Here is a 23,333-nt window from a genome sequence, read left to right as displayed (position 1 = left end):
CCACACACGCAGGGCTTCAGGCCATGCCGATGCGTCAGGAAAAGAGCCGTCGGGCCTGTGGAGAGCCCGCAGAAAGATCGCGACTGTCCAGCGCATCGTAGAGGCTCTCCAGGTCGGCGCCGATGCTGTCCATGGTTTCGATCGAAAGCAGCTGACCAGCGTCATCGGTGATCACCCCGTCCATGGCCTCGGCCAGCGCGATGGCCGCCTGGCGCATGCGCTGGAACGGCTGTTCGCTGCGCGGCACATGGGTCACCTCCAGCGCCAGCGCCACTTCGCGCAGCGCGGTCTGTTCCGGGTCCTCGGCCATGGCCGCCTGGGAATCGAACGTCAGGCTCAGGATGGGTGCCTTGCCGCCCTGGCTGCCCGGCAGCACCATGCGACCAGGCAACACACCAGCCACAAATCCGATTTGAGCCGCGTTTTGCGTCAGGTAACCCGGGCTCCAGGCGGCCCGGCGGGCGCGCAGGGTGAAGCCAAGTTGCGCGTCGTGCCCGCTGGCGAATGCGTCGAGCTCGCGCGCGCGGGCCACCTCGGCGCGCATGTCGGGAAAATCCGGGTTGGCGCCCACGGCGTCCGCATAGGCCTGCGCCTTCACCACAAACTCAGAAAACTCGATGTCGTTGAGCGGGCCGGCCCGATTGGCCAGTTGCACACCGGCCTGCAACACGCGGTAGCGCTGCCCCGGCCGCGGCGTCTCCCATTCGCCGGTCTCTTCGCACTGGGCTTCCACGGCAAAGGGCTTGCTTCCCACGCGGCGAGTGCCCGGCATCGCGGCCAGCAGCGCATCGCCGGAAACCTGGTTTTCCAGCAGCAGCGGCGTGATGACATCGATCAGCGCGTCAAGTCCGGGCCGTTTTTCCGGTGCGGTGATCACGTGGTTAAGCGTGACCGGCACCGCCGGGGGAACGACTGAGACAGGGGCGACAGAAGGGGCGACTGGCGCCACAAGTGCCAGTTGCTGTTCGGATGTGGCGCCAGACAGCGGGTTCACGGTGCCCCCTTCAGCCAGCACAGGCGCATCGTCCAGCACGGGTTCGATCCGTTGGGCCAGCCGGTCCTCGGGCAAATCGGTATCGACAAACGCGCGCGGCCCTTGTTGGCCCGCCTCGGTGCCCGGCGCATCCTGCGGCCACTCGCGCGCCGTGCGTGGTGCGCTCTTGCTGGTCAGCCAAGCGTTGTAAGCCACCACCCCCGCCAGCACGAGGCCGCCAATGATGGCCAGACTGATTTGAAGTGAACTCATGGTGTTCTCGACCCGTGCTCAGGTGGATTCCAGCATGCCAGCGGCGGACTCCATGTCCACCGCCACGATGCGCGAAACGCCCTGCTCCTGCATGGTCACGCCAATCAGTTGTTCGGCCATCTCCATGGCGATCTTGTTGTGGCTGATGAACAGGAACTGCGTCTCCTTCGACATCGCGGTCACCAGTTTCGCATAGCGTTCGGTGTTGGCGTCATCCAGCGGTGCGTCCACCTCGTCCAGCAGACAGAAGGGGGCGGGGTTGAGCTGGAAGATGGCGAAGACCAGGGCGATGGCGGTCAGCGCCTTTTCACCACCCGAGAGCAAGTGAATGGTCTGGTTCTTTTTGCCCGGCGGCTGGGCCATCACCTGCACGCCGGCATCCAGAATCTCCTCGCCCGTCATCACCAGTCTGGCGTTGCCACCGCCGAACAGCTCGGGGAACATCCTGCCGAAGTGCGTGTTGACCGTGGCGAACGTGCTGCCCAGCAAATCCCGGGTTTCGTTGTCGATCTTCTTGATGGCGTCTTCCAGCGTGGTCATGGCCTCGTTGAGGTCGGCACACTGCGCATCCAGGAACACCTTGCGCTCGCTCGCCGCCGTGAGTTCATCCAGCGCGGCCAGGTTCACGGCACCCAGTGCCTGAATGTCGCGGTGGATGCGGTCGATCTCACCCTGCATGCCGGCCAGGCGCACATTGCCTTCCTGAACACTCTGGGCCACGGCGGCCAGGTCCGCCTGGGCTTCTTCCAGCAACTGGCTGTACTGCTCCACACCCAGCCGGGCGGCCTGCTCCTTGAGCTGGAAATCAGTGATGCGGGTGCGCAGGGGCTCCAGTTCGCGTTCGAGCTGAAGGCGTCGTTCGTCGCTGGCTCGCAGCTTCGAGGTGAGGTCGTCGTACTGGCTGCGCAACGCGCCCAGCGCCTGCTCGCGCTCGAGCTTCGTGGCCAACGCGTTCTGCAGCCCGGCCTGCGCCGCAGCGTCGTTGAGGCGACCGAGCTCTTCGGTGGCGCGCTGCTCCTCATCGGCCAGCGATTTTTCCTGCGAGGCAGCGGTCTCCAGGGAGCGCTGCAATTCCGCCTGGCGCGCCTGGAGGCTGCGCAGAGCGAAAGTGGCCTCTTGTGCGGTGCGTTCCAGGGAGCGCTGCTGTTCACGCGCCTGATTCAAAGCGCGTTCGGCTGCGATGACCGTATCGTCCAACTGGGCGTGCCGCTCCTGACTGTCTGCCAGTTGCATGTCGAGCTCTTCAAAACGCGCTTCAGCGGTCACGCGCCGCTCCTGCAGTTCGTCGAGTTGCGCGTCCACCTCGGCCAGGTCGGCGTTGATCTGCTCGCTGCGTGCTCGGGTCTGCTCGGCCAGTTGCGTCAGGCGCAGGGCCTCGACCTGCAGTTCGTGGGCCCGGCTGCGCGATTCGGCGGCTTCACGCCGGGCACTCACCAGCCGCTGCGAGGCATCGGTGTAGGCGGCCTCTGCGCGAACCAGGCCGGCACGTGCCTGCTCATTGATCAGCACCTGGGCCTTGAGCTGCTTCTCGATGTTTTCGATTTCCTGCGCACGCGCCAGCAAGCCGGCCTGCTCGCTGTCGGGCGCGTAAAAGCTCACGCTGTGCGCCGTGACCGCGTGACCGCTGGCGACAAAGATCACTTCACCGGGCTGCAACTGGTCGCGCTGCGCCATCGCTTCTTCCAGGCTGGGCGCAGTCAGGCAACCGTGCAGCCACTCGCCCAGCAGGGCCTGCTGGCCCGCATCGTTCAGGCGCAGCCAGGCGGCCAGCGGCTTGAGCCCTGTGGTGGACCCCGGCGCAGCACCGCCCGCGGGCGGGCTGTAGAACGCCAGCTTGGCTGGTGGTGCGTCGGCGCCGAAAGCCCGCACCATGTCCAGGCGCGAGACTTCAAGGGCCCCCAGGCGTTCGCGCAGCGCGGCTTCGAGGGCGTTTTCCCAGCCGGTCTCGATGTGAATGCGGCTCCACAGGCCCTGCAGGCTGTCGAGCCCGTGCTTGGCCAGCCAGGGCTTCAGTTTGCCGTCGGTCTTGACCTTCTCCTGCAGCGCCTTGAGCGCCTCCATGCGCGCCGAAAAATCGGCCTGCCTGGCGGATTCCTGGTTCACCGCTTGCTGCGCGGCCCGCCGCGCTTCGTCCAGCTGGGGCACGCTGTCCTGCAGCTCGTGCAGCACGGCGTCGTTCAGGTCGGCCGCTTCCTGCGCACTGGCGAGCTGGCTTTGTGCCTCCAGCACCCTTGCCTCGTCGGGCGCGGCGAGCGCACTCCGATCTGCGATCAGCTTTTCACGACGCTGGTTGAGCGAACGGCTCTGTTCTTCGATATTGCGCTGCTCCGCAGCCAGCACCTGAATCTGCTGCTGCACCTGCGAGACGCTGGCACGCTGCTCGTTGGCACGGGCCTGGGCCTGGCGCAGGCTGTCTTCCAGCGCAGGCAGGGCACCCGATTGTTCTTCGCCCTGCGCCGCCAGCACGACCGACTGGTCTTCCGCCACGACCATGCTTTCCGCCAGTTGCTCCAGCTCCACAGCAGCATCTTCGCTTCGCGTGGACCAGGAGGCGATCTGCTCCTTCAATTGCACCAGGCGCTGTTCCACCCGGGTGCGCCCCTCCACCACGAAGCGGATCTCGGCTTCAAGCTTACCCACCTCGGCACTGGCTTCATACAGCCGGCCCTGTGCCTGATTGACCTGATCACCCGCTGCGTAGTGCGCCTGGCGGATGGTTTCCAATTCGGATTCGATGCGCCGCAGATCGGCGGTGCGGGCCTCCAGGTCGTTGACCGCCTGGGCCGCGTCGGTCTTCACCTTCACCTGATCGGCCTCGGCTTCGCTGCGCTTCAGAAACCACAGCTGGTGCTGCTTGAGCGTGACACTGGCTTGCAGCTGGTTGTACTTCGCCGCCACCTCGGCCTGCTTTTCCAGCTTGTCCAGGTTGGCGTTGAGCTCCCGAAGGATGTCTTCGACCCGGGTGAGGTTCTCGCGCGTGTCGGCCAGACGGTGGGCCGTTTCGCGGCGGCGTTCCTTGTATTTGGAAACACCCGCGGCCTCTTCCAGGAACAGCCGCAGTTCTTCGGGCTTGCTCTCGATGATGCGGCTGATCGTGCCCTGACCGATGATGGCGTAGGCGCGCGGTCCCAGCCCGGTGCCCAGAAACACGTCCTGCACGTCGCGGCGGCGCACCGGCTGGTTGTTGATGTAGTAGCTGCTGGTGCCATCGCGCGTGAGCACGCGCTTGACCGCGATTTCGCCAAACTGTCCCCATTGCCCGCCGGCCCGGTGGTCGCTGTTGTCAAACACCAGCTCCACGCTGGAGCGGCTGGCCGGCTTGCGGGTGTTGGTGCCGTTGAAAATCACGTCCTGCATGGACTCACCACGCAGTTCGCTGGCCTTGGACTCGCCCAGCACCCAGCGCACCGCGTCCATGATGTTGGACTTGCCGCAGCCATTGGGCCCCACCACGCCCACCAGTTGGCCCGGCAGCATGAAGTTGGTGGGTTCGGCGAAAGACTTGAAGCCTGAGAGCTTGATGGAGTTGAGACGCACGGGCTGCTTGGATTCGAAAAGAGGGGAAGCACCCACCGGAGCAGGCACAGCGGGGAAATGATACCCCGCGACAGCAGGCTGAAAGTACACACTTCGATACCCCGGCGTGAGGATTGCCGCGCGTCAGGCCCGCCCCACGGATAATTGCGGGATGAATCCGCTTCTCTCCCGCCTCCAGCCCTATCCTTTTGAGCGTCTGCGCAAACTTTTTGAGGGCGTCACGCCCAACCCTGCGTTCGAACCCATCAGCCTGGGCATTGGCGAGCCCAAGCACGCGGCACCTGAATTCCTCAAACAATCGCTGTCCGCTGCGCTGGACAACGGCCTGAGCAACTACCCCGCCACCGCAGGAACGCCTGCCCTGAAACAGGCCTGCGCCCGCTGGCTGATGCGACGCTACGGCGTGAGTGTGGATCCGTCGACACAGGTGCTGCCGGTGAACGGCTCGCGCGAAGCCCTGTTCGCCTTTGCCCAGACCGTGCTGGACCCCTCACAACCCGGCGCCACGGTGGTGTTTCCCAATCCGTTCTATCAAATCTACGAAGGTGCGGCGCTGCTGGGCGGTGCGCAGCCGCACTATGTGGCGAGCGACCCGAAGCGCAATTTCGCGGCCGACTGGGCCAGCGTTCCAGAAGCTGTCTGGGCGCGAACGCTGTTGCTGTTCGTGTGTTCACCAGGCAATCCGGCGGGCGCCGTAATGCCCCTGGACGAATGGCGCACGCTGTTTGAACTCAGCGACCGCCATGGCTTCGTGATCGCGTCCGACGAGTGTTACAGCGAAATCTATTTCCGCGACGAACCCCCGCTGGGTGGGCTGGAAGCAGCCAAACTGCTCGGACGCACCGACTTCCAGCGCCTGATGTGTTTCACCAGCCTGTCCAAGCGCAGCAACGTGCCCGGCCTGCGCAGTGGCTTTGTGGCTGGCGACGCGGCGCTCATCAAGCCCTTTCTGCTGTACCGCACCTACCACGGTGGCGCCATGTGCCCCGCCGTCCAGGCCGCCAGCGCCGCTGCGTGGGCCGACGAAACCCATGTGGAAGACAACCGTCGCCAGTACCGGGACAAGTTTGCGCAGGTCACGCCGGTGCTGGCGGAGGTGCTGGACGTAGCGCTGCCGGACGCTTCTTTCTATCTCTGGGCCGGCGTACCCGCATCGTTTGAACACCGGGTGCCTGGACTGAGCGCGGACGAGGCCTTTTCGCAGGCCCTGTTGGCTCAATACAATGTCACGGTTCTGCCCGGCAGCTACCTGGCCCGTGAATTTGGTGGTGTCAACCCGGGCAAGGGGCGCGTTCGCATGGCCCTGGTGGCCGAAACCGCGGAATGCCTGGAGGCCGCCCGCCGCATCGCCGAATTCGTCACCCGCAACGCCTGAGACGCACAGGTCGACTTTTTTACTTTCTACAAGCCTTATGACTCAACAACTGCAATCACTGATCGACAACGCCTGGGACAACCGGGCCGAGCTCTCTCCAGCCACGGCACCCAAGGAGGTCATGGACGCCGTGGAACACGTCATCGCCGAACTCAACTCGGGCAAGCTGCGCGTGGCCACACGGGAAGCGGTGGGTCAGTGGACGGTGCACCAGTGGGTGAAGAAGGCGGTGCTGCTGTCGTTCCGCCTGAAGGACAACGAGATCATGCGCAGTGGCGACCTCGCCTTCTACGACAAAGTCTCCACCAAGTTCGCCCACCTGTCCGACGCTGAAATGAAGGCCACTGGCGTGCGGGTGGTGCCGCCTGCGGTTGCGCGCCGCGGCAGTTTCATCGGCAAAGGGGCCATCCTGATGCCCAGCTACGTGAACATTGGCGCCTATGTGGATGAAGGCTCCATGGTGGACACGTGGGCCACCGTGGGTTCATGCGCCCAGGTGGGCAAGAACGTGCACCTCTCTGGCGGCGTCGGCCTGGGTGGTGTGCTGGAACCCCTTCAGGCCAACCCCACCATCATTGAGGACAACTGCTTCATCGGCGCGCGCTCCGAGGTGGTCGAAGGCGTGATCGTGGAAGAAAACTCGGTGATCTCCATGGGTGTGTACATCGGACAGAGCACACCGATCTACGACCGCGCCACCGGCGAAATCAGCTACGGCCGGATTCCGGCGGGTTCGGTCGTCATCAGCGGCAGCCTGCCCAAGGACGGCGGCAAGTACAGCCTGTATGCTGCGATCATCGTCAAACGCGTCGACGCCCAGACCCGTGCCAAGACCAGCCTGAACGATCTCCTGCGTCCCTAAAGATAAAGACAGACCGTTTTCCAGTTTCCTGAAAGGCAACACATGAGCAGCGGAACGATGGAGCGCATCCTGCGCCTGATGGCTGAGAAGAAGGCGTCCGACGTCTATCTGTCGGCGCACGCGCCGGCGATGATCAAGATCAACGGACAGACCATCCCCATCAACAGCCAAGTGCTGCCGCCGGAAGCACCCCGCAATCTGCTGGCCGAAATCGTCCCGCCCACCCGCATTGAAGAGTTGCAGGAAACCGGCGAACTCAACATGGCCGTGCCGCTGGATGGTGTGGGCAACTTCCGGGTCAGCGCCTTCCGCCAGCGCAACAACTACGCCGTGGTGATGCGTTTTGTGCCCAGTGAAATCCCTTCGCTCGATTCGCTCAACGTCGCGCCGGTGCTCGCCGAACTGGTCATGGAGAAGCGCGGTCTGGTGTTGATGGTGGGCGCCACGGGCGCCGGCAAAAGCACGACGCTGGCCGCCATGATCGATCACCGCAACGAGCGGGCGACCGGGCACATCCTCACGGTGGAGGACCCGATCGAGTACATGTACCGCAACAAGAAGTCGGTGGTGAACCAGCGCGAGGTCGGCTCCGACACCGCGTCCTTGCAGGTTGCACTCAAGAACGCCCTCCGGCAGGCACCCGACGTGATCCTGATTGGTGAGATCCGCGACCGGGAAACCATGTCGGCTGCGATTGCCTACGCTCAGTCTGGCCACCTCTGCCTGGCCACCATGCACGCCAACAACAGCTACCAAGCCCTCAACCGCATCTTGAGCTTCTACCCTGTCGAGGTGCGCCCCACCATGCTGGGCGACCTCGCCGCCGCCCTGCGGTCAGTGGTGTCCCAGCGCCTGTTGCGCACCCACACCGGCGGCCGCGTGCCGGCCATGGAGGTCATGCTCAACACCGCATTGATTGCCGATCTGATCCAGAAGGCCGACTTCTCCGGCGTGCGCGAGGCCATGGAGAAGTCCCTGGCCGAAGGTTCGCAGAGCTTCGAACAGGACATCGCCCGCCTGGTGAATGACGGCGTGATCGCTCGCAATGAGGGCCTCGCCCACGCCGACTCGCCCAACAACCTGATGTGGCGCCTGCAAAACGACTTCAACGCCAGCAAGTCCAATCTGTCCGCCACGCCCACCGAAGAAGAGCACAGCGACAGCGCGACCTTTACCGAGTTCACGCTCGACGTCAAATTCTGATGACCGCCACCCTGCGACTGACCGAACAACTCATCTCACGACCTTCCGTCACACCGCAGGACGAGGGCTGTCAGGCCGTGATCGGCGAGCGCCTGTCCGCGCTGGGCTTCAACTGCGAAACCATCGAAAGCGGCCCACCCGAGTTCCGGGTGACCAACCTGTGGGCGCGCCTGGGCCAGGGCAAAAACCCCACCCTGGTTTTTGCTGGACATACCGACGTGGTGCCCACAGGCCCGCAAGACCAGTGGAGCAGCCCACCCTTCACCCCATCGCACCGCGACGGGAAGCTGTATGGCAGAGGGTCCAGCGACATGAAAACCTCGCTGGCGGCCATGGTGGTCGCCTGTGAAGAGTTCATTGCACAGAACGCCCACCCTCCCATCGACATCGCCTTCCTGCTCACCAGTGACGAAGAAGGTCCTGCGCTGGATGGCACAGTGGTGGTTTGCCGCGAATTGCAGAAGCGCCGCGAGCGCCTGGACTGGTGCATCGTGGGCGAACCCACCTCGGTGGAACGCACCGGCGACATGATCAAGAACGGGCGGCGCGGCACCATGAGTGGCAAGCTCACGGTCAAGGGTGTGCAGGGGCACATCGCCTACCCCCATCTGGCGCGTAACCCCATTCACATGGTCGCACCCGCGCTCGCTGAACTCACCGCCACGGAGTGGGACCGGGGAAACGATTTCTTTCCGCCCACCAGCTGGCAGGTGAGCAACATCCATGGGGGCACCGGGGCCAGCAACGTGATCCCGGGCACGATGGTGATCGATTTCAACTTCCGCTTCTGCACCGAATCCACACCCGACGACTTGCAGCAGCGCACCGCCGCCGCGCTTCACCGGCATGGTCTGAAGGCCGAGGTCGACTACGACCTGCAATGGACGGTGGGCGGCCTGCCCTTTTTGACCCCCCCGGGCGATCTGGTGGACGCGGTGCGCCTGGCCATCGAACTCGAGACCGGCATCAGCACCCAGCTTTCCACCACCGGTGGTACCAGCGATGGGCGCTTCATCGCGCAGGTCTGCCCTCAGGTTATTGAAGTGGGTCCGCCGAATGCCACGATCCACAAGATCGATGAACACGTGGCACTGGCCGACATCGAGCCCTTGAAGAACATCTACCGACGCACGCTGGAGAATCTGGCTGCCGGTACCGATGACCGGCGCTGAATGCCCATGATCCTGAAAGATCTCATTTCGTGGGCGCATGCGCAGCTTGACGAAGCCCGCTTGTCCTACGGCCACGGCACAGACAACGCGCACGATGAAGCCGCGTGGCTGGTGCTCTGGCAACTGGGGCTGCCGCTCGACACCGATCTCGATGAGCATGCCGACCTGACGGTGAGCCCCGAAGCGACACAGGCCACCGAAGCGCTGATCAAGAAGCGTATCGAATCCCGAAAGCCGACGGCCTACCTCACACGCGAGGCCTGGCTGCAGGGCCTGCCGTTCTATGTGGATGAGCGTGCCATTGTTCCTCGAAGCTTCATCGCCGAGCTGATCGCCGACGGCGGCATCGACCCCTTCCTGGGCGCGCACACGCAATCAGTGCTTGACCTGTGCACGGGCAACGGCAGCCTGGCCGTGCTGGCGGCCATGGCCTGGCCTGAAGTGCTTGTGACCGGCGCCGACCTCTCGCCCGATGCCTTGGAAGTCGCGCGCATCAATGTCGAAAGGCACCACATGGAAGACCGCATTCAGCTGGTGCTGTCCGACGGGCTGTCTGAATGCCCCGGGCCATACGACCTGATCATCTGCAACCCACCCTACGTCAATACGCAGAGCATGAAGTCGCTCCCAGCCGAGTTCCGAGCTGAACCAGCGCTCGCGCTGGCCGGCGGCGAAGACGGCATGGATTTCGTGCGACATCTGCTGGCAGACGCGCCGACCCGCATGAGCCCCAATGGTGTGCTCGTGCTGGAAATCGGTCATGAGCGTACGCATTTTGAGGCCGCCTTTCCTCGGCTGGAGGCCATCTGGCTCAGCACCAGTGCTGGCGACGACCAGGTGCTGCTGCTCACCCGGGACGACCTGCGGCCATGACCTTGTGGCTTCAGCGCAGCACCGTCCAATGATTTCGGGCCAACCCGCCATTTCTTGACCGGCACCGCCCTGCGCCGCGAGGACGCGGCCAACTCCCTATTGCTTTCCCTTTGTCATGATCACCCTCAAAAATGTTGTTCTTCGCCGCGGTGTGAAGGTCCTGCTCGATGGCGCCTCCTGCGTGATCAACCCGGGCGAAAAAGTCGGCCTGGTCGGTCGAAACGGCGCGGGCAAGTCCAGCCTGTTCGGCCTGCTCAACCACACCCTTCACGAAGACAAGGGCGACTTCTACGTGCCACCACAATGGCGCATGGCCCAGGTGGCCCAGGACATGCCGGAGACCGACCAGACGGCCACACAGTTCGTGATCGAAGGCGACGTGACCTTGCTCGCGGCACAACAGGAAGTGACCGCCTCGGAAGAAAGCGGCGATGGTGAACGCATGGCCCACGCCTACATGGCCCTGCACGATGCCGGTGCCCACGATGCGCCGGCCCGCGCACAGGCACTGATTCTTGGACTCGGTTTTCGTACCGACGAGCTCGAACGCCCCGTGAACAGCTTTTCCGGTGGCTGGCGCATGCGCCTGCAGCTGGCGCGGGCGCTCATGTGCCCCAGCGAGCTCCTGCTGCTCGACGAACCGACCAACCACCTGGATCTGGATGCCCTGGTCTGGCTGGAAGCCTGGCTCAAGCGCTATGAAGGTACGATGCTCGTGATCAGCCACGACCGCGAATTTCTGGATGCCGTCACCAATGTCACGGTGCATATTCACAATGCCCAACTGACGCGCTACGGCGGCAACTACAGCCGCTTTGAAGACATGCGGGCTGAACAGATGGCCTTGCAGCAATCGGCCTTTGCCAAGCAGCAGGAAAAGATGGCCCACCTGCAGAAATTCATCGATCGTTTCAAGGCCAAAGCCAGCAAGGCCAAGCAGGCGCAAAGCCGTGTCAAGGCGCTGGAGCGCATGGAGAAGATCGGGCCGGTGCTCGCCGATGCCGAGTTCACCTTCGAATTTGCCGAGCCACAGAACCTGCCCAATCCGATGCTGGCCATGAGCGATGCCAGCTTCGGCTACCCACCACCCGACGAAGGCAGTGAACCCACCGTCATCGTGCGCAACATCAGCCGCTCGGTACTGGCGGGCCAGCGCATCGGCATTCTCGGTGCCAACGGGCAAGGCAAGTCCACTGTGGTCAAGACCATCGCCCGCGACCTGCACCCGCTTGCCGGGCAGATCACCGAAGGCAAGGGCCTCAATATCGGCTATTTCGCCCAGCAGGAACTGGACGTGCTGCGGCCGGCCGACACGCCGCTGGAACACATGATCCGCCTGGTTCGCGAGTGCACGGCAGAGGGACGCCTGAGCGGCCAGCCCACCCGCGAGCAGGACCTGCGCAGCTTCCTCGGCAACTTCAACTTCACGGGCGACCAGGTCAAGCAGTCGGTGGGTAGCATGAGCGGCGGCGAAAAAGCGAGGCTGGTGCTGTGCATGATCGTCTGGCAGCGCCCCAACCTGCTGCTGCTGGACGAACCCACCAACCACCTGGACCTGGCCACCCGCGAGGCCCTGTCGGTGGCCCTCAACGAGTTCGAAGGCACCGTGATGCTGGTGAGCCACGACCGCGCCCTGCTGCGCGCGGTGTGCGACGAATTCTGGCTGGTGTCGCGCGGTGGTATCGAACCGTTCGACGGCGACCTGGACGACTACCAGCGCTACCTGCTCGACATGGCCAAACAGTCGCGAGAAGCGCAGCGCCAGGAACAGCGCGGCGCACAGCGCGCTGCGGCGCCTGCCGAGGCACCGGCCCCGGCACCAAGCAAAAAGCCCACGCAGCCCGGCAGAACGCCTGAACAGAAGCGCGCAGACGCCCAGCGGCGCCAGCAACTGGCCGAAAAGACCAAGCCTTTGAAGAAGGAACTTGATCAAAACGAAAAGCGCATGACCCAACTGGCGCAGGAGAAGGCCGACCTGGAAGCGGCCATGGCGCAACCCATCAGTCAAGGCGATATGGCAGACATGGGGCGCCGCCTAAAGGCCTTGAGCGATGAAACCGACACGCTCGAAGCACGTTGGCTCGAATTGCACGAGGCCATTGAGGAATTGGGCCGCTTCTGATGGATTGACACGGTGCTGCGGTATCCTGAGCGGATCGTCAATCGGGCGCCTGCCCCCTTTGCAAACCAAGGAAGCACCACATGATGTCCATTCTCGGCACCCTGTTCATTGGCCTGATTGCAGGTTTCATTGCGCGAGCTCTCAAACCTGGTGATGACGGCATGGGCTGGATCATGACCGCCTTGCTGGGCGTGGCCGGTTCGTTCGTCGCCAGTTACCTGGGCGCCGCACTGGGCCTGTACCAGCCTGGCCAACCAGCAGGGTTTGTGGCCTCGGTACTTGGGGCCATCCTGCTACTGGTCATCTATGGAATGGTCAAGAAAAAATAGCCAACGGCTGGCCGCCCCGATGCTTCAGTAGTCGTTGCCGCCGGCCAGGCTTTCGAAGCGGGTGAGCATGTTCAGGAAGGCCAGCTTCACTGTTCCGGTGGGGCCGTTACGCTGCTTGCCGATGATGATCTCCGCTACACCGGGCTCCTTGCACGCATCCTTGGTGTAGTACTCGTCGCGGTAGATGAACATGATGATGTCCGCGTCCTGCTCAATGGCGCCGGATTCGCGGAGGTCGCTCATCATGGGTCGCTTGTCGGTTCGGGTTTCCACGCTGCGGTTGAGCTGCGAGAGCGCAATCACCGGGCACTGCAGCTCTTTGGCCAGCATTTTCAGGCCTCGGGAAATTTCACCGAGTTCAGAGGCCCGGTTGTCACCATCCGAGCCACTGCCGCTCATGAGCTGCAGGTAGTCAACCACGATCAGGCCCAGCTTGCCGCACTGGCGTGAAAGGCGCCGGGCATTCGCGCGCAGCACACTGGGTGTCAGGCCTGGGGTTTCATCGATGTGCAAGGACACATTGCGCAATTTCTCGATCGCCTCGGTCAGGCGCGGCCATTCGTCATCGGTCAGCTTGCCATTGCGCAAATGGCTCTGGTTGATGCGCCCGATCGAACCGACGATACGCACCGCCAGCTGGGAAGCACCCATTTCCATCGAGAACACAGCGACCGGCAACCCTTCGTTCAGCGCCACGTGCTCTGCAATGTTGATGGCAAATGCGGTCTTTCCCATGGAAGGGCGTGCGGCCAGCACCACGAGGTCACCGGCCTGCAAGCCGGAGGTCATTCGATCGAGATCGATGAACCCAGTGGGCACGCCGGTGATGTCGTTCGGGTTGTCAGCCATCTCCTGCACACGGTCGAGCAGGTCGACAACCAGCGTGTCCATGCCCTGAAAACCCTCTTTCATGCGCGAACCCTCTTCCCCGATGTGGAAGATCTTCTGCTCGGCTTCGTCCAGGATCTTGTCTACCGGGCGGCCCTGGGTATTGAAGGCTGCCGTGGCGATTTCATCGCTGGCCGCTACCAGCTTGCGCAGAATGGCGCGTTCGCGCACGATCTCGGCGTAGCGGCGGATATTGGCGGCGCTGGGCACGTACTGAGCCAGCGAGTTGAGGTAGGCCAGTCCGCCCGCTTCTTCGGCTTTGCCCAGGTTCTGCAAGTGTTCAAAGACCGTGACCACGTCAGCGGGTTTGCTGGCGTTGACCAGGGCAGCAATGGCTGAGTAGGCCAGTCGGTGCTCGTACCGGTAGAAATCAGAGTCGTTGACCAGATCGGCCACACGGTCCCAGGCGCCGTTGTCGAGCAGCAGACCGCCCAGCACACTGGACTCGGCCTCGATCGAATGGGGAGGGACACGCAATTGGGCGATCTGGCGATCACCCAGCGAAGGGTCATCAAGACCCGAGTCAAAAGGCGGAAACGGACTGGAAAAAACGGCGGACATGGGCTCTCTTTGGTCAGTCGACGATGGTACGCGCTGAGGCGCCGGAAGTCATGGGACAACCCTGTGGACAACCGGTGCAGTCTCGGTGGACGGGGTGGGAACAACGGCCAGGCGACCAGCGGTCTGATGCACGATCCACCCACTCAAGAAAAAAAGCCGCCACCCTTTTGGGGTGGCGGCTTTTGGTGCGGCACCTGTAGGCGCCAGCAAAAAGGATCAGGCCGACTCGCCGAGCACGGTCACAGCCACTTCAACCGTCACGTCGGTGTGCAGGTTCACGCTCACCGTGTAGTCGCCCACGTTCTTGAGGGGACCGTTGGGCATGCGCACTTGCGACTTGGCGACCTTGAAGCCCTGCTTGTTGAGCTCTTCGGACACATCATGGTTGGTGACGGAGCCGAACAGGCGGCCGTCCACACCAGCCTTTTGCGACAGCTTGACCGTCGCGGCGGCCAGCTTTTCGCCCAGGGCTTGCGCCTCGGCCAGTTTGGCGGCGGCCACTTTTTCGAGTTCGGCGCGGCGTGCTTCGAACTCGGCGATGGCGCCTTGCGTGGCGCGGCGGGCGCGGCCGGAGGGGATCAGGAAGTTGCGGGCGTAGCCGTCCTTGACCTTGACCACATCGCCGAGCGAGCCGAGGTTGACAACTTTGTCGAGCAGAATGATTTGCATGTCAGGCTCTCTTTCAGACGCGGTGCTGGTCGCTGTAGGGCAGCATGGCCAAGAAGCGTGCACGCTTGATGGCGGTGTTGACCTGGCGCTGGTAGAAGGCACGCGTGCCGGTCAGGCGTGCGGGAATGATCTTGCCGTTTTCGGCGATGAAGTCACGCAGGACGTCCACGTCCTTGTAGTCGACTTCTTCGACATTGGCCACGGTGAAGCGGCAGAAGCGCTTGCGCTTGAACAGCAGCGACTGGGTGTTGCGCTTGGGGCGCTTGTCTTTGTTGAAACGTTTGGGTGCAGCCATGATGGGCCTTCCTATGTTTTGCTGAAATCTTGGATATGGAACACAACGCCTTTGCCGTTGCGTGCACTCGCCATGAAGCCGTGAAACTCACAAACCGCGTCAAGCCCCTGGCGGGACAACACTTCGGCCTGCGCACCGAAGGCAATGGCCTTCAGTTGCAGCTTCACCTGCCGCGGGGTATCCATCTCGACGATCTGGGACTCGTGTTCAAGCACCAGATTGACGGCCGGTATGCCTGCCGGGGTGTAGCGCATGCTCTGCACCTGCACCACAACGGCGGACAACTGGAGTTGGTTCACCCGCTGACGGTGTCACGCAGCAGCATCAAGCTGCGGCCTGTTCCTGCGGTTGTTGCTGGGACTTGCGGGCTTCTTCGCGCTCGACCGACTTCATCATGGACGAAGGACCGGTTTCGGCCTTCTTGCGCAGAACGGTCAGGTGGCGCAGCACGGCGTCGTTGAACCTGAAGGCGTGCTCGAGTTCGGCCATCACGGCCTGATCGGCCTCGATGTTGACGCAGAGGTAGTGGGCCTTGGACAGCTTGTTGATCTGGTAGGCCAGTTGACGGCGACCCCAGTCTTCAACGCGATGGATCTGACCGCCACCAGCGGTGATCATGCCCTTGTAGCGTTCCAGCATGGCCGGAACCTGTTCGCTTTGATCCGGGTGGATCAGCAAAACGATTTCATAGTGACGCATAGACTCTCCTTGTGGATTCGCCCACCGACTTCAGCGGCGAGACTGGATGAAAGCTACCCCCAGCGTCGTTTGGGGTGCAGCAAGGCAAGCCCGCGATTCTAGCAAAAAACCCGGCCAGTCGCAAAACTGGCCGGGTCGGGGGGAGCTGACCGGCACCGAGGTGTCGGTCAGCTCGGGGCTGAAAAGCGGTTTCAGCTGTCAGGCAGACCGCAGACTGGGGTAACGGACGTGCTCCACCAGTTCCTGGATCTTGCGGCTGGGCGCCGGTGTGATCAGGCTCACCAGGATGATCACGGCAAAACCCACCGGCACGCCAAAGAGACCTGCCGAGATCGGCTGAATGCCCCACCACAGCTCGATAGGCGAGGTCACACCGAACAAGCCGCGCATCCACACTTGCGTCGTTGCCATGTAGTAGAAGGTGATGCCCAAACCGGCAATCATGCCAAGTGATGCCGCGATCCCGGTAGCACGCTTCCAGAAGATACCGAGCACCAGCGCCGGGAAGAACGCCGCCGCCGCGAACGAGAACGCCGCCGACACCAGGAACAGAATGTCCGCCGGTTTCTGCGCCGCCACGTAGGCCGCACACAATGCCACGATCAGCAGCAACATCTTGGAGATGGTGACGCGACGGGCGGTGGAAGCATTGGGGTCGATCATCTTGTAGTACAGGTCATGCGACAGCGCGTTGGCAATCGTGAGCAACAGGCCGTCGGCGGTAGACAGTGCCGCAGCAAGGCCACCAGCAGCCACCAGGCCCGAGATCACATAGGGCAACCCACCAATTTCAGCAGTGGCCAGCACGATGATGTCACCACCGATCGTCATCTCGTTGAGCTGCAGGATGCCGTCCTTGTTGATGTCGGTGATCGACATCAGCGAAGGATCCACCTTGTTCCACGACGCCACCCATGATGGCAACTGATCGAATGGCGTGCCCACCAGGACATGGAACACCTCGTATTTCACCAACACGGCCAGCGCTGGGGCAGTGAAGTACAGCAGAAAGATGAAGAACAACGACCAGGTCACCGACTGCCGAGCCTCCTTCACGCTGGGCACCGTGTAGTAGCGCATCAGGATGTGAGGCAGCGCAGCGGTACCGATCATCAGGCAGAAGATCAGCGCCAGGAAGTTGCGTCGCGATGTGTCGTAGGCTTCCACAGCCGCTGCATCACCGTTCGGGTTGCCAGAGAACTGTTGCGCGTGAGGCGGCATGCCATTGAGCGGTTTCGCTTTGTTGTCTGCGGCTGTCTTTGCCCGGGTCCAGGCGGCTTTGGCTGCCGCTTCGTCCTTGGGCAGGTCTGCGATCGCCTTTTCCGCCGCAGCGACGTCGCTGGATGGCGCATTGGCGGCACGCAGTTCGGTCAGCTTGGCTTCAGCAGCGGCCTTGTCCGCCACCAGTGCAGCCGCCGGGTCCTTGAGCTTTTCGGCCAGCGCATCGGAACGCGCCTTGAAGATGCCGCGCACCTCCAGCTCCTTGGGATCTTCAGTCAGCAGCTTTTCCTTGGCCGACACCTTCTCCAGCTGGAAACCGTAGATGGCCTGAGGCACCGGCACGCTGGTCTGCTTCACCGACAGCCACACCACCGGAATCATGTAGGCCACGATCAGGATGATGTACTGCGCCACCTGTGTCCAGGTCACCGCGCGCATGCCGCCCAGGAACGAGCACACCAGAATGCCGCCCAGGCCCAGGAACACCCCGAGTTCGAACGCCACGCCGGTCAGGCGCGAAGTGATCAGGCCCACGCCGTAGATCTGCGCCACCACATAGGTGAACGAACACAGAATGGCGGCAAAGATGCCGATGAAACGCGGCAGGTTGCCACCATAGCGCTCACCCAGGAAGTCGGGAATGGTGAACTGGCCGAACTTGCGCAGGTAAGGCGCCAGGAACAGCGCCACCAGACAGTAGCCGCCGGTCCAGCCCATGATGAAAGCCAGGCCGCTGTAGCCAGTCAGGTAGAGGGTACCCGCCATACCGATGAACGACGCGGCTGACATCCAGTCCGCGCCCGTGGCCATGCCGTTGTAGACCGCCGGGACCCGCCGCCCCGCCACGTAGTACTCGGCCGCGTCGGTGGTGCGGCTCATGATGCCGATGCCGGCATACAGGCCAATGGTGGCAAGCAGGAAGATGAAGCCGATCCACTCGCGGGAAAGACCCATCTGCTCAAGGATTGCAAGCACGATCACGAAGACGAAGAAGCCCCCCGTGTACCACTTGTAGACCTTGTTGAGTTGTTGTTTGAACGCGCGATTGGAATCGCCCGCGCTCATGCCGGCTTTGGTTTCGAACATGCCTGCCATGGTGTTATTCCTCGGTCTCTTCGACACCGTGTTCGATGTCGAGTTTGTTCATGTACCAGGCGTAGTACCCAATGATCACGCAGTACACCACCAAGGCGCCCTGGGCACCCATCCAGAAACTGAACGGCCAACCAAAGAAGTTGAAGCTCAGCTCACGGGCGAAATAGCTCACGACGAACGTCACCACAAACCATATGGCGAGCAGTATGGCTGTGATGTTCAGGTTTTTCCGCCAGTAGCGGCGGTGCTTGTCAGTCAGTTCCATGCGATCGACCTCCAATCAAACACACCCTTTCGGGCAAGCCACGGACGCTGCCAATGTCCCCCGGGCAGCCTTGCAACCCGTCCGCGTTTCTCGGGAACCTGCTTGCGCCGGCTCCCCCTTTTGATGGCTGCGCAGCGGCAGCGCGACCTCAGGCCTGGGAATGCCCCAGACCGGTTTCGCGCTCCAGTTGTGCCGCCACTTTGGGCTCGAACTTTCTGAGGTGGCGAATGATCTTCGCCGCCTCGTCGGGTTCTTGCCGGTCTACATGAACCCGGGCCAGTTGGTACCAGCCGTAAGGACTCATGGGTTGCAGTTCGGTGTTCTTGCGCAGGGCTTCAACGGCTTCTTCGAAGCGGCGCTGGCGGATGAGACTCAGACCCAGGCCGTACCAGGCCCGGTCGAGTTTGGGGTCCAGTTCGGTCGCGCGCCGAAAGGCCGCTTCGGCCTCCTCCAGTTGACCCATTTCTTCGCAAAGGTAGCCCAGGTTGAACCACGCCGCAGGCTGCTCGGGCTGCGTCGCCACCAGCCGTTTCAGGTTCTGCTGCGCCCCGGCCTTGTCGCCCAGTTCGGCCAGAAGATGGGCGCGGGTGGCAAGTGCATGCGGGTCTGCAGCATTGAGGTCGAGCAATTCGTCCACTTTGTCCAGGGCACGCTGCCGTTGCCCTAACAGCACCAGGGCGCGAACCTGGAGCTGGAGGAATCGCCGATGAAGGGAGCGACCTATTGACACAATGCCACTCCGATCTTGAGACAGTGATTGATCTTGGCAAAGGTGACGGCGATCCAGACGAAGCCCAGAACAAGAAACGCCACCAGGGGATGGTGGCGTTCAAGCACGAACTTTGGTGTGATCAGTCTCGCCAGTTGCACAAAGGGTTTTCCCACTTGTTGCAGCAACTGGTAGAACAGGTTTTCGTTCTTGCGCTGCCCGGCAAGCAAACCCAGTACCCACTGACCAAACAGCGCCAGCAGTGCGATTTCGGCAATCAACTTGACCGATGAAATGAAAAAGAGCATGCAGCCCTCACAAGAATGTGTGTCATTCTGAATTCGCACCTTACCGTGTTCTTACAAATTGTCCCAACTCGGCGCTGACACAGGTCAAACCCTCTCAGGATTTACCCTCAGTCCAAACTGGGCACAAGCGTTAGGATGAAGCACCCTTTCGAGTGCCCGATTTCATCGTCCCGATGTCCAGTCACCTTCTCGACCCCTCCTCTTCGCCCGCCACGCCACCCAGCGAAGTTGCGGGGCCGACAAACGATCCGGCGCTCACGCTCATGACCACGCCGGTCAGGGCGCTTGTGAAGCGGGCGCCCATTTCGCTGCCGCCCCAAACCACCATCCGCGAGGCAGCGCAGGTGATGAGCGAGCAGCGGGTTTCATCCATCCTCATCGTCGAGCAAGGCCTGCTCTTCGGGTTGATCACCGATCGGGATCTGCGCAACCGTGTGATCGCTGCAGGCCTCGACACATCGCGCCCGATCCTGGACATTGCCACGCTGGCGCCGCTGTCCGTTGGCGTGGATGACCCGGCATTCAGCGCACTGCTGCTGATGGCTCGCCACAACATCCACCACGTGCCAGTGCTCGATGGTCAGCATGTCGTCGGCATGATCACCGCCACCGACCTGACCGAGCAACACAGCACCTCGGCCGTTTTTCTGGCGGGTGACATCTACAAGCAATCTTCGGTGGAGGGCCTGCAGCGTGCGAGCACCAAGGTCAAGGCGCTCCAGCAAAGTCTCGCTGCCGCCGGTGCGTCTGCCTACAGCACCGGCCATATCATCACCGCCATCACCGACGCCATCACCAGTCGGCTGCTGCAACTGGGTGAGGCCCAACTGGGCCCTGCCCCGGTGGACTATGTCTGGGTGGCAGCAGGCTCTCAGGCCCGCAATGAGCAGTCGGCCAAGTCGGATCAGGACAACTGCATGGTGCTGGACGACAGCTTCGACGAAAACACACATGGGGCTTACTTCAAGGCCCTGTCGCAATTCGTCTGCGACGGGCTGGACGCCTGTGGCTACATCTACTGCCCCGGCGAGATGATGGCAATGACCGACGCGTGGCGCCAGCCGATGCGCCGATGGTCCGAGTATTTCGCCCGCTGGACCGGACAACCCGATCCCAAGGCGCTGATGCTGACGTGCGTGTTTTTCGACCTGAGGGCCATCTACGGTCGATCAGAACTGCTCGACCAGTTGCGCCAGGATGTGTTGCAACGCACCAAGGGCAACACCCTTTTCCTGGCACACATGGTGGGCAACGCACTCACCCACTTTCCCCCGTTGAATGTGTTCAACCGCATATCGCTCATCCGCAGTGGAGAGCACAAGGGCACGATCGATCTCAAGCACGGTGGCATCGTGCCCATCGTCGACCTGGCGCGTGTCCACGCACTCTCCAGCGGCGACGAAGCCGTCAATACCCACGACCGCCTCGCCAACAGCGTGCCCGGTGCCGCCATCGGCGAACAAAGCGCCAGGGATCTGCGCGACGCCCTGGAGTTTCTGGCCTTCATGCGCATCCAGCACCAGACCCGCCAGATCAGTGCCGGCCAGCCCCCGGACAATCACCTGCGACTGGAAGAGATCTCCAACTTCGAACGCACCCTGCTCAAGGACGCATTCACCGTGGTGCAGTCGATGCAGAGCGTGTTGGGTCAGCGGTATAGGTTCTGACGCCCGCCACGGGCGTCAATACTTCAATCGTGCGTAGAACGTCCGCTGCGCCGCTTCGCGGGCCTGTCCCAGCGTGTGAATGCCCTTCTCCGCCAGCAAGGGGATCAGCTTCAGGAAGACCTCGGCTGTGACCATGGCATCGCCAATGGCGGTGTGGCGTCCGATGACGGTGACGTTCAAGCGTTCGGCAATCGCTTCCAGGCGGTGGGAGTCCTGCTGCGGGTGGATGAGGGCCGAGAGCAGCAGTGTGTCCAGCACCGGCTGATCGAAGATCACGCCGGTCTGGCGCTCCTTGATCTGCAGAAACCGCATGTCGAAGGCCGCGTTGTGTGCCACCAGAACCGTGTCGTGCGCAAAGGTGTAGAACGCGGGCAACACCACATCGATGGTGGGCTGGCCCTTCACCATCTCTGGTCGGATGCCGTGGATGGGGATGGAGGCGGCCGGGATGTTTCGCCGTGGGTCGACGAGCTGATCGAAGCACTCCTGCCGCAACAGCTTGCCGTTCACGATGCGCGTGGCGCCCACCTGAATGATCTCGTCACCCTCAAGGGGATTCAGGCCGGTGGTCTCGGTGTCAAACACGGTATAGACCAGTTCCGTCAGCTTGTGGTCGTCCAGTGAGCGCGTGAATTCAGAGGTCTGGAACAGATCAAAGTCGTAGTACTCCGGCCGCCCCTGGTTGCGCACAATGGTGGCCACGTCCAGCTGTTCCTGCGGGTTGGCCAGGGGCAGCAGGAATCGGAAGAACGCCTGATTGCGTACCCGCTCACGCTCAAACCAGAAGGCACCCCCGTGTCGCTCCACCACATCGCGCACCGAAAGGCGGGTCGCTTCAGACCCGACTCTCATGCCGTCCATCTCCCAGCTCATGACGGTCTCCGTGCTCATCGCCCCTCCAGACCAGATGAGATCGAGCTGCCCCTTGCCAGGGCTGGCAGTGGCAGCACTCAAGCGCAGTTGCACGAACCGCACCGAAAACTCGTCTGCCAGCCGCCCCGACAGGTAGACCAATGCCTGCAGCAGCGAGAAGCTCTCCACCTTGAGCCACAGCGACCCATCCACCTCGATCGTCGAGGCCTGCAGGCCCGTCACCGTCTCGATGCGCCGAAGGGCCGCCTGCAGCAGGTCGGTGCCCAGCATGTCCTCGAGTGGCCAGCGGCTTTTGATGTGGGCGAAGGCACCGGCTTCCGCGTCCGCGATGCGGCGGGTGAGCATTTGCGTTTCCTCTCGAATCACCCGAAGGAATCGCTCACGGGTGGCGGTGTCCAGATCGGGGAAATCCAGCATGTCCACAGCGGCCTGCATGTTGGCCAGGGCCGACCGACTGCCTTCGGTCAGCGCATGCAGAACCTGGTCTCGCGCGGAGTCTGACTCATAGTCCTGGGTGATGTTCTCCAGCATCAGGACAAAACCAGTCAGCTCGGCCCGGTCGGCGGGGGACTCCGCGACTTGTGCCTGCATGGAACGCACCGGCGCCATCTGCACACGCAGCAATTGCCCTGCAGCGGTGCTGGTGACGAACTGTGCCGATGGCTGATCCGCACCCCGCAGCATGCGCTGCTGAATGTTTTCCAGCGCGTGCGTCACCAGCTTGCGATCGAACACACTGTAAATGGAGCGCCCCAGACCGATCAGCTCGGCCCCTCCGGCGACCACGGGTGTGGAAGACAAGGCGCGAAACTGGAAGCGTGCCCGGTTGTTGTACAGAATGACGCGCCCATCCAGATTGCACACGACCACGCTTTGCGTGAGTTCCGACATGAGCGCCGCCAGACGGCTCTTTTCCAGCTCGATGTTCTGGCTCGCCTCTTTCACGCGCTCGTCCATGTCGCGCCGCAGCTTGCCGCGCTGCTCAACCAACAGATTGATCACCCGCGCCAGCGCCCGGTTCTCGGTGCTGCCCCGCTCCGGCAGCCCGCGTGCCACATCCGCCCGCGCCACCGCGCCGCTTTCTTCGGCCAGCTGGGCGGCCGGCGCCAGGAAATGCTGCATCAGCGCATGGAGCGCAAAACCGCATAGTCCGACGAAGACCAGGCCCATCATCACCATCAGGGCCATCGCCGAAAAGCCCCACTCACCCCAGACTTGTGAAAGCAGTCCGCGCTGGCTGGCGGTCAGCGTGGACCACAGCAGGCCCGCAGTGGCCAGCAGCCACGCCACGAGAGCCACCACCATCAGGGCGCTGCCCCACAGCAGCCGCCGGTCCAGCGGACGACGGTTCACTGAACCACCCT

20 protein-coding genes are annotated in these 23,333 nt (G+C 62.8%); 8 read left to right on the top strand and 12 right to left on the bottom strand.

Annotated features, from left to right (window positions below):
• Nucleotides 1-34 precede the first annotated feature (34 nt).
• Nucleotides 35-1,246: a cell division protein ZipA C-terminal FtsZ-binding domain-containing protein gene (locus J2W49_RS06525; protein ID WP_310313192.1), complete on the bottom strand. Its 1,212-nt coding sequence runs from the start codon at nucleotides 1,244-1,246 to the stop codon at nucleotides 35-37.
• A gap of 18 nt (nucleotides 1,247-1,264) precedes the next feature.
• Nucleotides 1,265-4,783 (bottom strand): chromosome segregation protein SMC, encoded by a 3,519-nt coding sequence (gene smc, locus J2W49_RS06520; RefSeq protein ID WP_310313189.1) that lies wholly within the window; start codon nucleotides 4,781-4,783, stop codon nucleotides 1,265-1,267.
• 151 nt (nucleotides 4,784-4,934) lie between these two features.
• On the opposite strand from smc, the gene dapC reads away from it, so the two are divergent.
• From dapC to J2W49_RS06485, 7 genes are all read left to right on the top strand, one after another.
• Nucleotides 4,935-6,158, top strand: coding sequence for a succinyldiaminopimelate transaminase (gene dapC, locus J2W49_RS06515; protein ID WP_310313186.1), 1,224 nt, complete (start codon nucleotides 4,935-4,937; stop codon nucleotides 6,156-6,158).
• 37 nt (nucleotides 6,159-6,195) lie between these two features.
• Nucleotides 6,196-7,020 carry a 2,3,4,5-tetrahydropyridine-2,6-dicarboxylate N-succinyltransferase gene (dapD, locus tag J2W49_RS06510; protein ID WP_310313183.1) on the top strand — a complete coding sequence of 275 codons (825 nt, stop codon included), beginning with the start codon at nucleotides 6,196-6,198 and terminating at the stop codon, nucleotides 7,018-7,020.
• A 42-nt stretch (nucleotides 7,021-7,062) separates the two neighbouring features.
• Nucleotides 7,063-8,223: a PilT/PilU family type 4a pilus ATPase gene (locus J2W49_RS06505; protein WP_310313180.1), complete on the top strand. Its 1,161-nt coding sequence runs from the start codon at nucleotides 7,063-7,065 to the stop codon at nucleotides 8,221-8,223.
• Nucleotides 8,223-9,395 carry a succinyl-diaminopimelate desuccinylase gene (dapE, locus tag J2W49_RS06500; RefSeq protein ID WP_310313177.1) on the top strand — a complete coding sequence of 391 codons (1,173 nt, stop codon included), beginning with the start codon at nucleotides 8,223-8,225 and terminating at the stop codon, nucleotides 9,393-9,395. The genes J2W49_RS06505 and dapE overlap by 1 nt, the downstream gene beginning before the upstream one ends.
• A gap of 6 nt (nucleotides 9,396-9,401) precedes the next feature.
• On the top strand, nucleotides 9,402-10,268 hold the full coding sequence (gene prmB / locus J2W49_RS06495) for a 50S ribosomal protein L3 N(5)-glutamine methyltransferase (protein WP_310313174.1): 867 nt from the start codon (nucleotides 9,402-9,404) through the stop codon (nucleotides 10,266-10,268).
• A 115-nt stretch (nucleotides 10,269-10,383) separates the two neighbouring features.
• On the top strand, nucleotides 10,384-12,390 hold the full coding sequence (locus J2W49_RS06490; protein WP_310313171.1) for an ABC-F family ATP-binding cassette domain-containing protein: 2,007 nt from the start codon (nucleotides 10,384-10,386) through the stop codon (nucleotides 12,388-12,390).
• 80 nt (nucleotides 12,391-12,470) lie between these two features.
• Nucleotides 12,471-12,719, top strand: coding sequence for a GlsB/YeaQ/YmgE family stress response membrane protein (locus J2W49_RS06485; RefSeq protein WP_310313168.1), 249 nt, complete (start codon nucleotides 12,471-12,473; stop codon nucleotides 12,717-12,719).
• A 24-nt stretch (nucleotides 12,720-12,743) separates the two neighbouring features.
• Here J2W49_RS06485 and dnaB read toward each other — a convergent pair whose 3' ends face one another.
• From dnaB to J2W49_RS06440, 9 genes are all read right to left on the bottom strand, one after another.
• On the bottom strand, nucleotides 12,744-14,168 hold the full coding sequence (gene dnaB, locus J2W49_RS06480; protein WP_310313165.1) for a replicative DNA helicase: 1,425 nt from the start codon (nucleotides 14,166-14,168) through the stop codon (nucleotides 12,744-12,746).
• Between the two features lie 216 nt (nucleotides 14,169-14,384).
• Complete coding sequence (rplI, locus tag J2W49_RS06475) at nucleotides 14,385-14,837, bottom strand: 50S ribosomal protein L9 (protein WP_310313162.1); 453 nt, start codon at nucleotides 14,835-14,837, stop codon at nucleotides 14,385-14,387.
• A gap of 13 nt (nucleotides 14,838-14,850) precedes the next feature.
• Nucleotides 14,851-15,132, bottom strand: coding sequence for a 30S ribosomal protein S18 (gene rpsR / locus J2W49_RS06470; RefSeq protein ID WP_068166407.1), 282 nt, complete (start codon nucleotides 15,130-15,132; stop codon nucleotides 14,851-14,853).
• Between the two features lie 11 nt (nucleotides 15,133-15,143).
• Entirely contained in the window at nucleotides 15,144-15,431 is a 288-nt protein-coding gene (gene priB / locus J2W49_RS06465) for a primosomal replication protein N (RefSeq protein WP_310313159.1), read from the bottom strand.
• 25 nt (nucleotides 15,432-15,456) lie between these two features.
• A complete protein-coding gene (gene rpsF / locus J2W49_RS06460; RefSeq protein ID WP_310313156.1) occupies nucleotides 15,457-15,831 on the bottom strand; it encodes a 30S ribosomal protein S6 in 375 nt (124 codons plus the stop codon).
• Nucleotides 15,832-16,029: 198 nt separating this feature from the next.
• On the bottom strand, nucleotides 16,030-18,147 hold the full coding sequence (locus J2W49_RS06455) for a sodium:solute symporter family protein (protein WP_310313153.1): 2,118 nt from the start codon (nucleotides 18,145-18,147) through the stop codon (nucleotides 16,030-16,032).
• A 4-nt stretch (nucleotides 18,148-18,151) separates the two neighbouring features.
• On the bottom strand, nucleotides 18,152-18,412 hold the full coding sequence (locus J2W49_RS06450; protein WP_310313150.1) for a DUF4212 domain-containing protein: 261 nt from the start codon (nucleotides 18,410-18,412) through the stop codon (nucleotides 18,152-18,154).
• A 148-nt stretch (nucleotides 18,413-18,560) separates the two neighbouring features.
• The gene (locus J2W49_RS06445) at nucleotides 18,561-19,085 is read right to left on the bottom strand and encodes a tetratricopeptide repeat protein (RefSeq protein WP_310313148.1); all 525 of its coding nucleotides are present in this window, start codon (nucleotides 19,083-19,085) and stop codon (nucleotides 18,561-18,563) included.
• A 47-nt stretch (nucleotides 19,086-19,132) separates the two neighbouring features.
• Complete coding sequence (locus tag J2W49_RS06440) at nucleotides 19,133-19,429, bottom strand: hypothetical protein (RefSeq protein ID WP_310313146.1); 297 nt, start codon at nucleotides 19,427-19,429, stop codon at nucleotides 19,133-19,135.
• Nucleotides 19,430-19,602: 173 nt separating this feature from the next.
• Between J2W49_RS06440 and J2W49_RS06435 the strand changes: the two genes are divergently transcribed.
• A complete protein-coding gene (locus J2W49_RS06435) occupies nucleotides 19,603-21,096 on the top strand; it encodes a putative nucleotidyltransferase substrate binding domain-containing protein (protein ID WP_310313144.1) in 1,494 nt (497 codons plus the stop codon).
• 15 nt (nucleotides 21,097-21,111) lie between these two features.
• Here the strand turns inward: J2W49_RS06435 and J2W49_RS06430 are convergent, their stop codons facing one another.
• Nucleotides 21,112-23,322 (bottom strand): 3'-5' exonuclease, encoded by a 2,211-nt coding sequence (locus J2W49_RS06430; protein WP_310313143.1) that lies wholly within the window; start codon nucleotides 23,320-23,322, stop codon nucleotides 21,112-21,114.
• Between the last annotated feature and the right edge of the window lie 11 nt (nucleotides 23,323-23,333).

It is taken from the genome of Hydrogenophaga palleronii, from assembly GCF_031457455.1.
GTDB lineage: Bacteria > Pseudomonadota > Gammaproteobacteria > Burkholderiales > Burkholderiaceae_C > Hydrogenophaga > Hydrogenophaga palleronii_A.
Note: the sequence above shows the minus strand (reverse complement) of the source record. Positions and strands in the feature narration are given on the sequence as shown.

Bases quoted from the DNA above. Each gene is read 5' to 3' on its own strand.
- J2W49_RS06485 (WP_310313168.1), top strand. From the start codon at position 12,471: ATGATGTCCATTCTCGGCACCCTGTTCATTGGCCTGATTGCAGGTTTC.
- J2W49_RS06450 (WP_310313150.1), bottom strand. From the start codon at position 18,412: ATGGAACTGACTGACAAGCACCGCCGCTACTGGCGGAAAAACCTGAAC.
- rplI (WP_310313162.1), bottom strand. From the start codon at position 14,837: ATGCAAATCATTCTGCTCGACAAAGTTGTCAACCTCGGCTCGCTCGGC.
- prmB (WP_310313174.1), top strand. From the start codon at position 9,402: ATGATCCTGAAAGATCTCATTTCGTGGGCGCATGCGCAGCTTGACGAA.
- J2W49_RS06525 (WP_310313192.1), bottom strand. From the start codon at position 1,246: ATGAGTTCACTTCAAATCAGTCTGGCCATCATTGGCGGCCTCGTGCTG.
- J2W49_RS06505 (WP_310313180.1), top strand. From the start codon at position 7,063: ATGAGCAGCGGAACGATGGAGCGCATCCTGCGCCTGATGGCTGAGAAG.
- dapD (WP_310313183.1), top strand. From the start codon at position 6,196: ATGACTCAACAACTGCAATCACTGATCGACAACGCCTGGGACAACCGG.
- dapE (WP_310313177.1), top strand. From the start codon at position 8,223: ATGACCGCCACCCTGCGACTGACCGAACAACTCATCTCACGACCTTCC.
- dnaB (WP_310313165.1), bottom strand. From the start codon at position 14,168: ATGTCCGCCGTTTTTTCCAGTCCGTTTCCGCCTTTTGACTCGGGTCTT.
- J2W49_RS06455 (WP_310313153.1), bottom strand. From the start codon at position 18,147: ATGGCAGGCATGTTCGAAACCAAAGCCGGCATGAGCGCGGGCGATTCC.
- J2W49_RS06440 (WP_310313146.1), bottom strand. From the start codon at position 19,429: ATGCTCTTTTTCATTTCATCGGTCAAGTTGATTGCCGAAATCGCACTG.
- dapC (WP_310313186.1), top strand. From the start codon at position 4,935: ATGAATCCGCTTCTCTCCCGCCTCCAGCCCTATCCTTTTGAGCGTCTG.
- rpsR (WP_068166407.1), bottom strand. From the start codon at position 15,132: ATGGCTGCACCCAAACGTTTCAACAAAGACAAGCGCCCCAAGCGCAAC.
- rpsF (WP_310313156.1), bottom strand. From the start codon at position 15,831: ATGCGTCACTATGAAATCGTTTTGCTGATCCACCCGGATCAAAGCGAA.
- J2W49_RS06490 (WP_310313171.1), top strand. From the start codon at position 10,384: ATGATCACCCTCAAAAATGTTGTTCTTCGCCGCGGTGTGAAGGTCCTG.
- J2W49_RS06435 (WP_310313144.1), top strand. From the start codon at position 19,603: ATGTCCAGTCACCTTCTCGACCCCTCCTCTTCGCCCGCCACGCCACCC.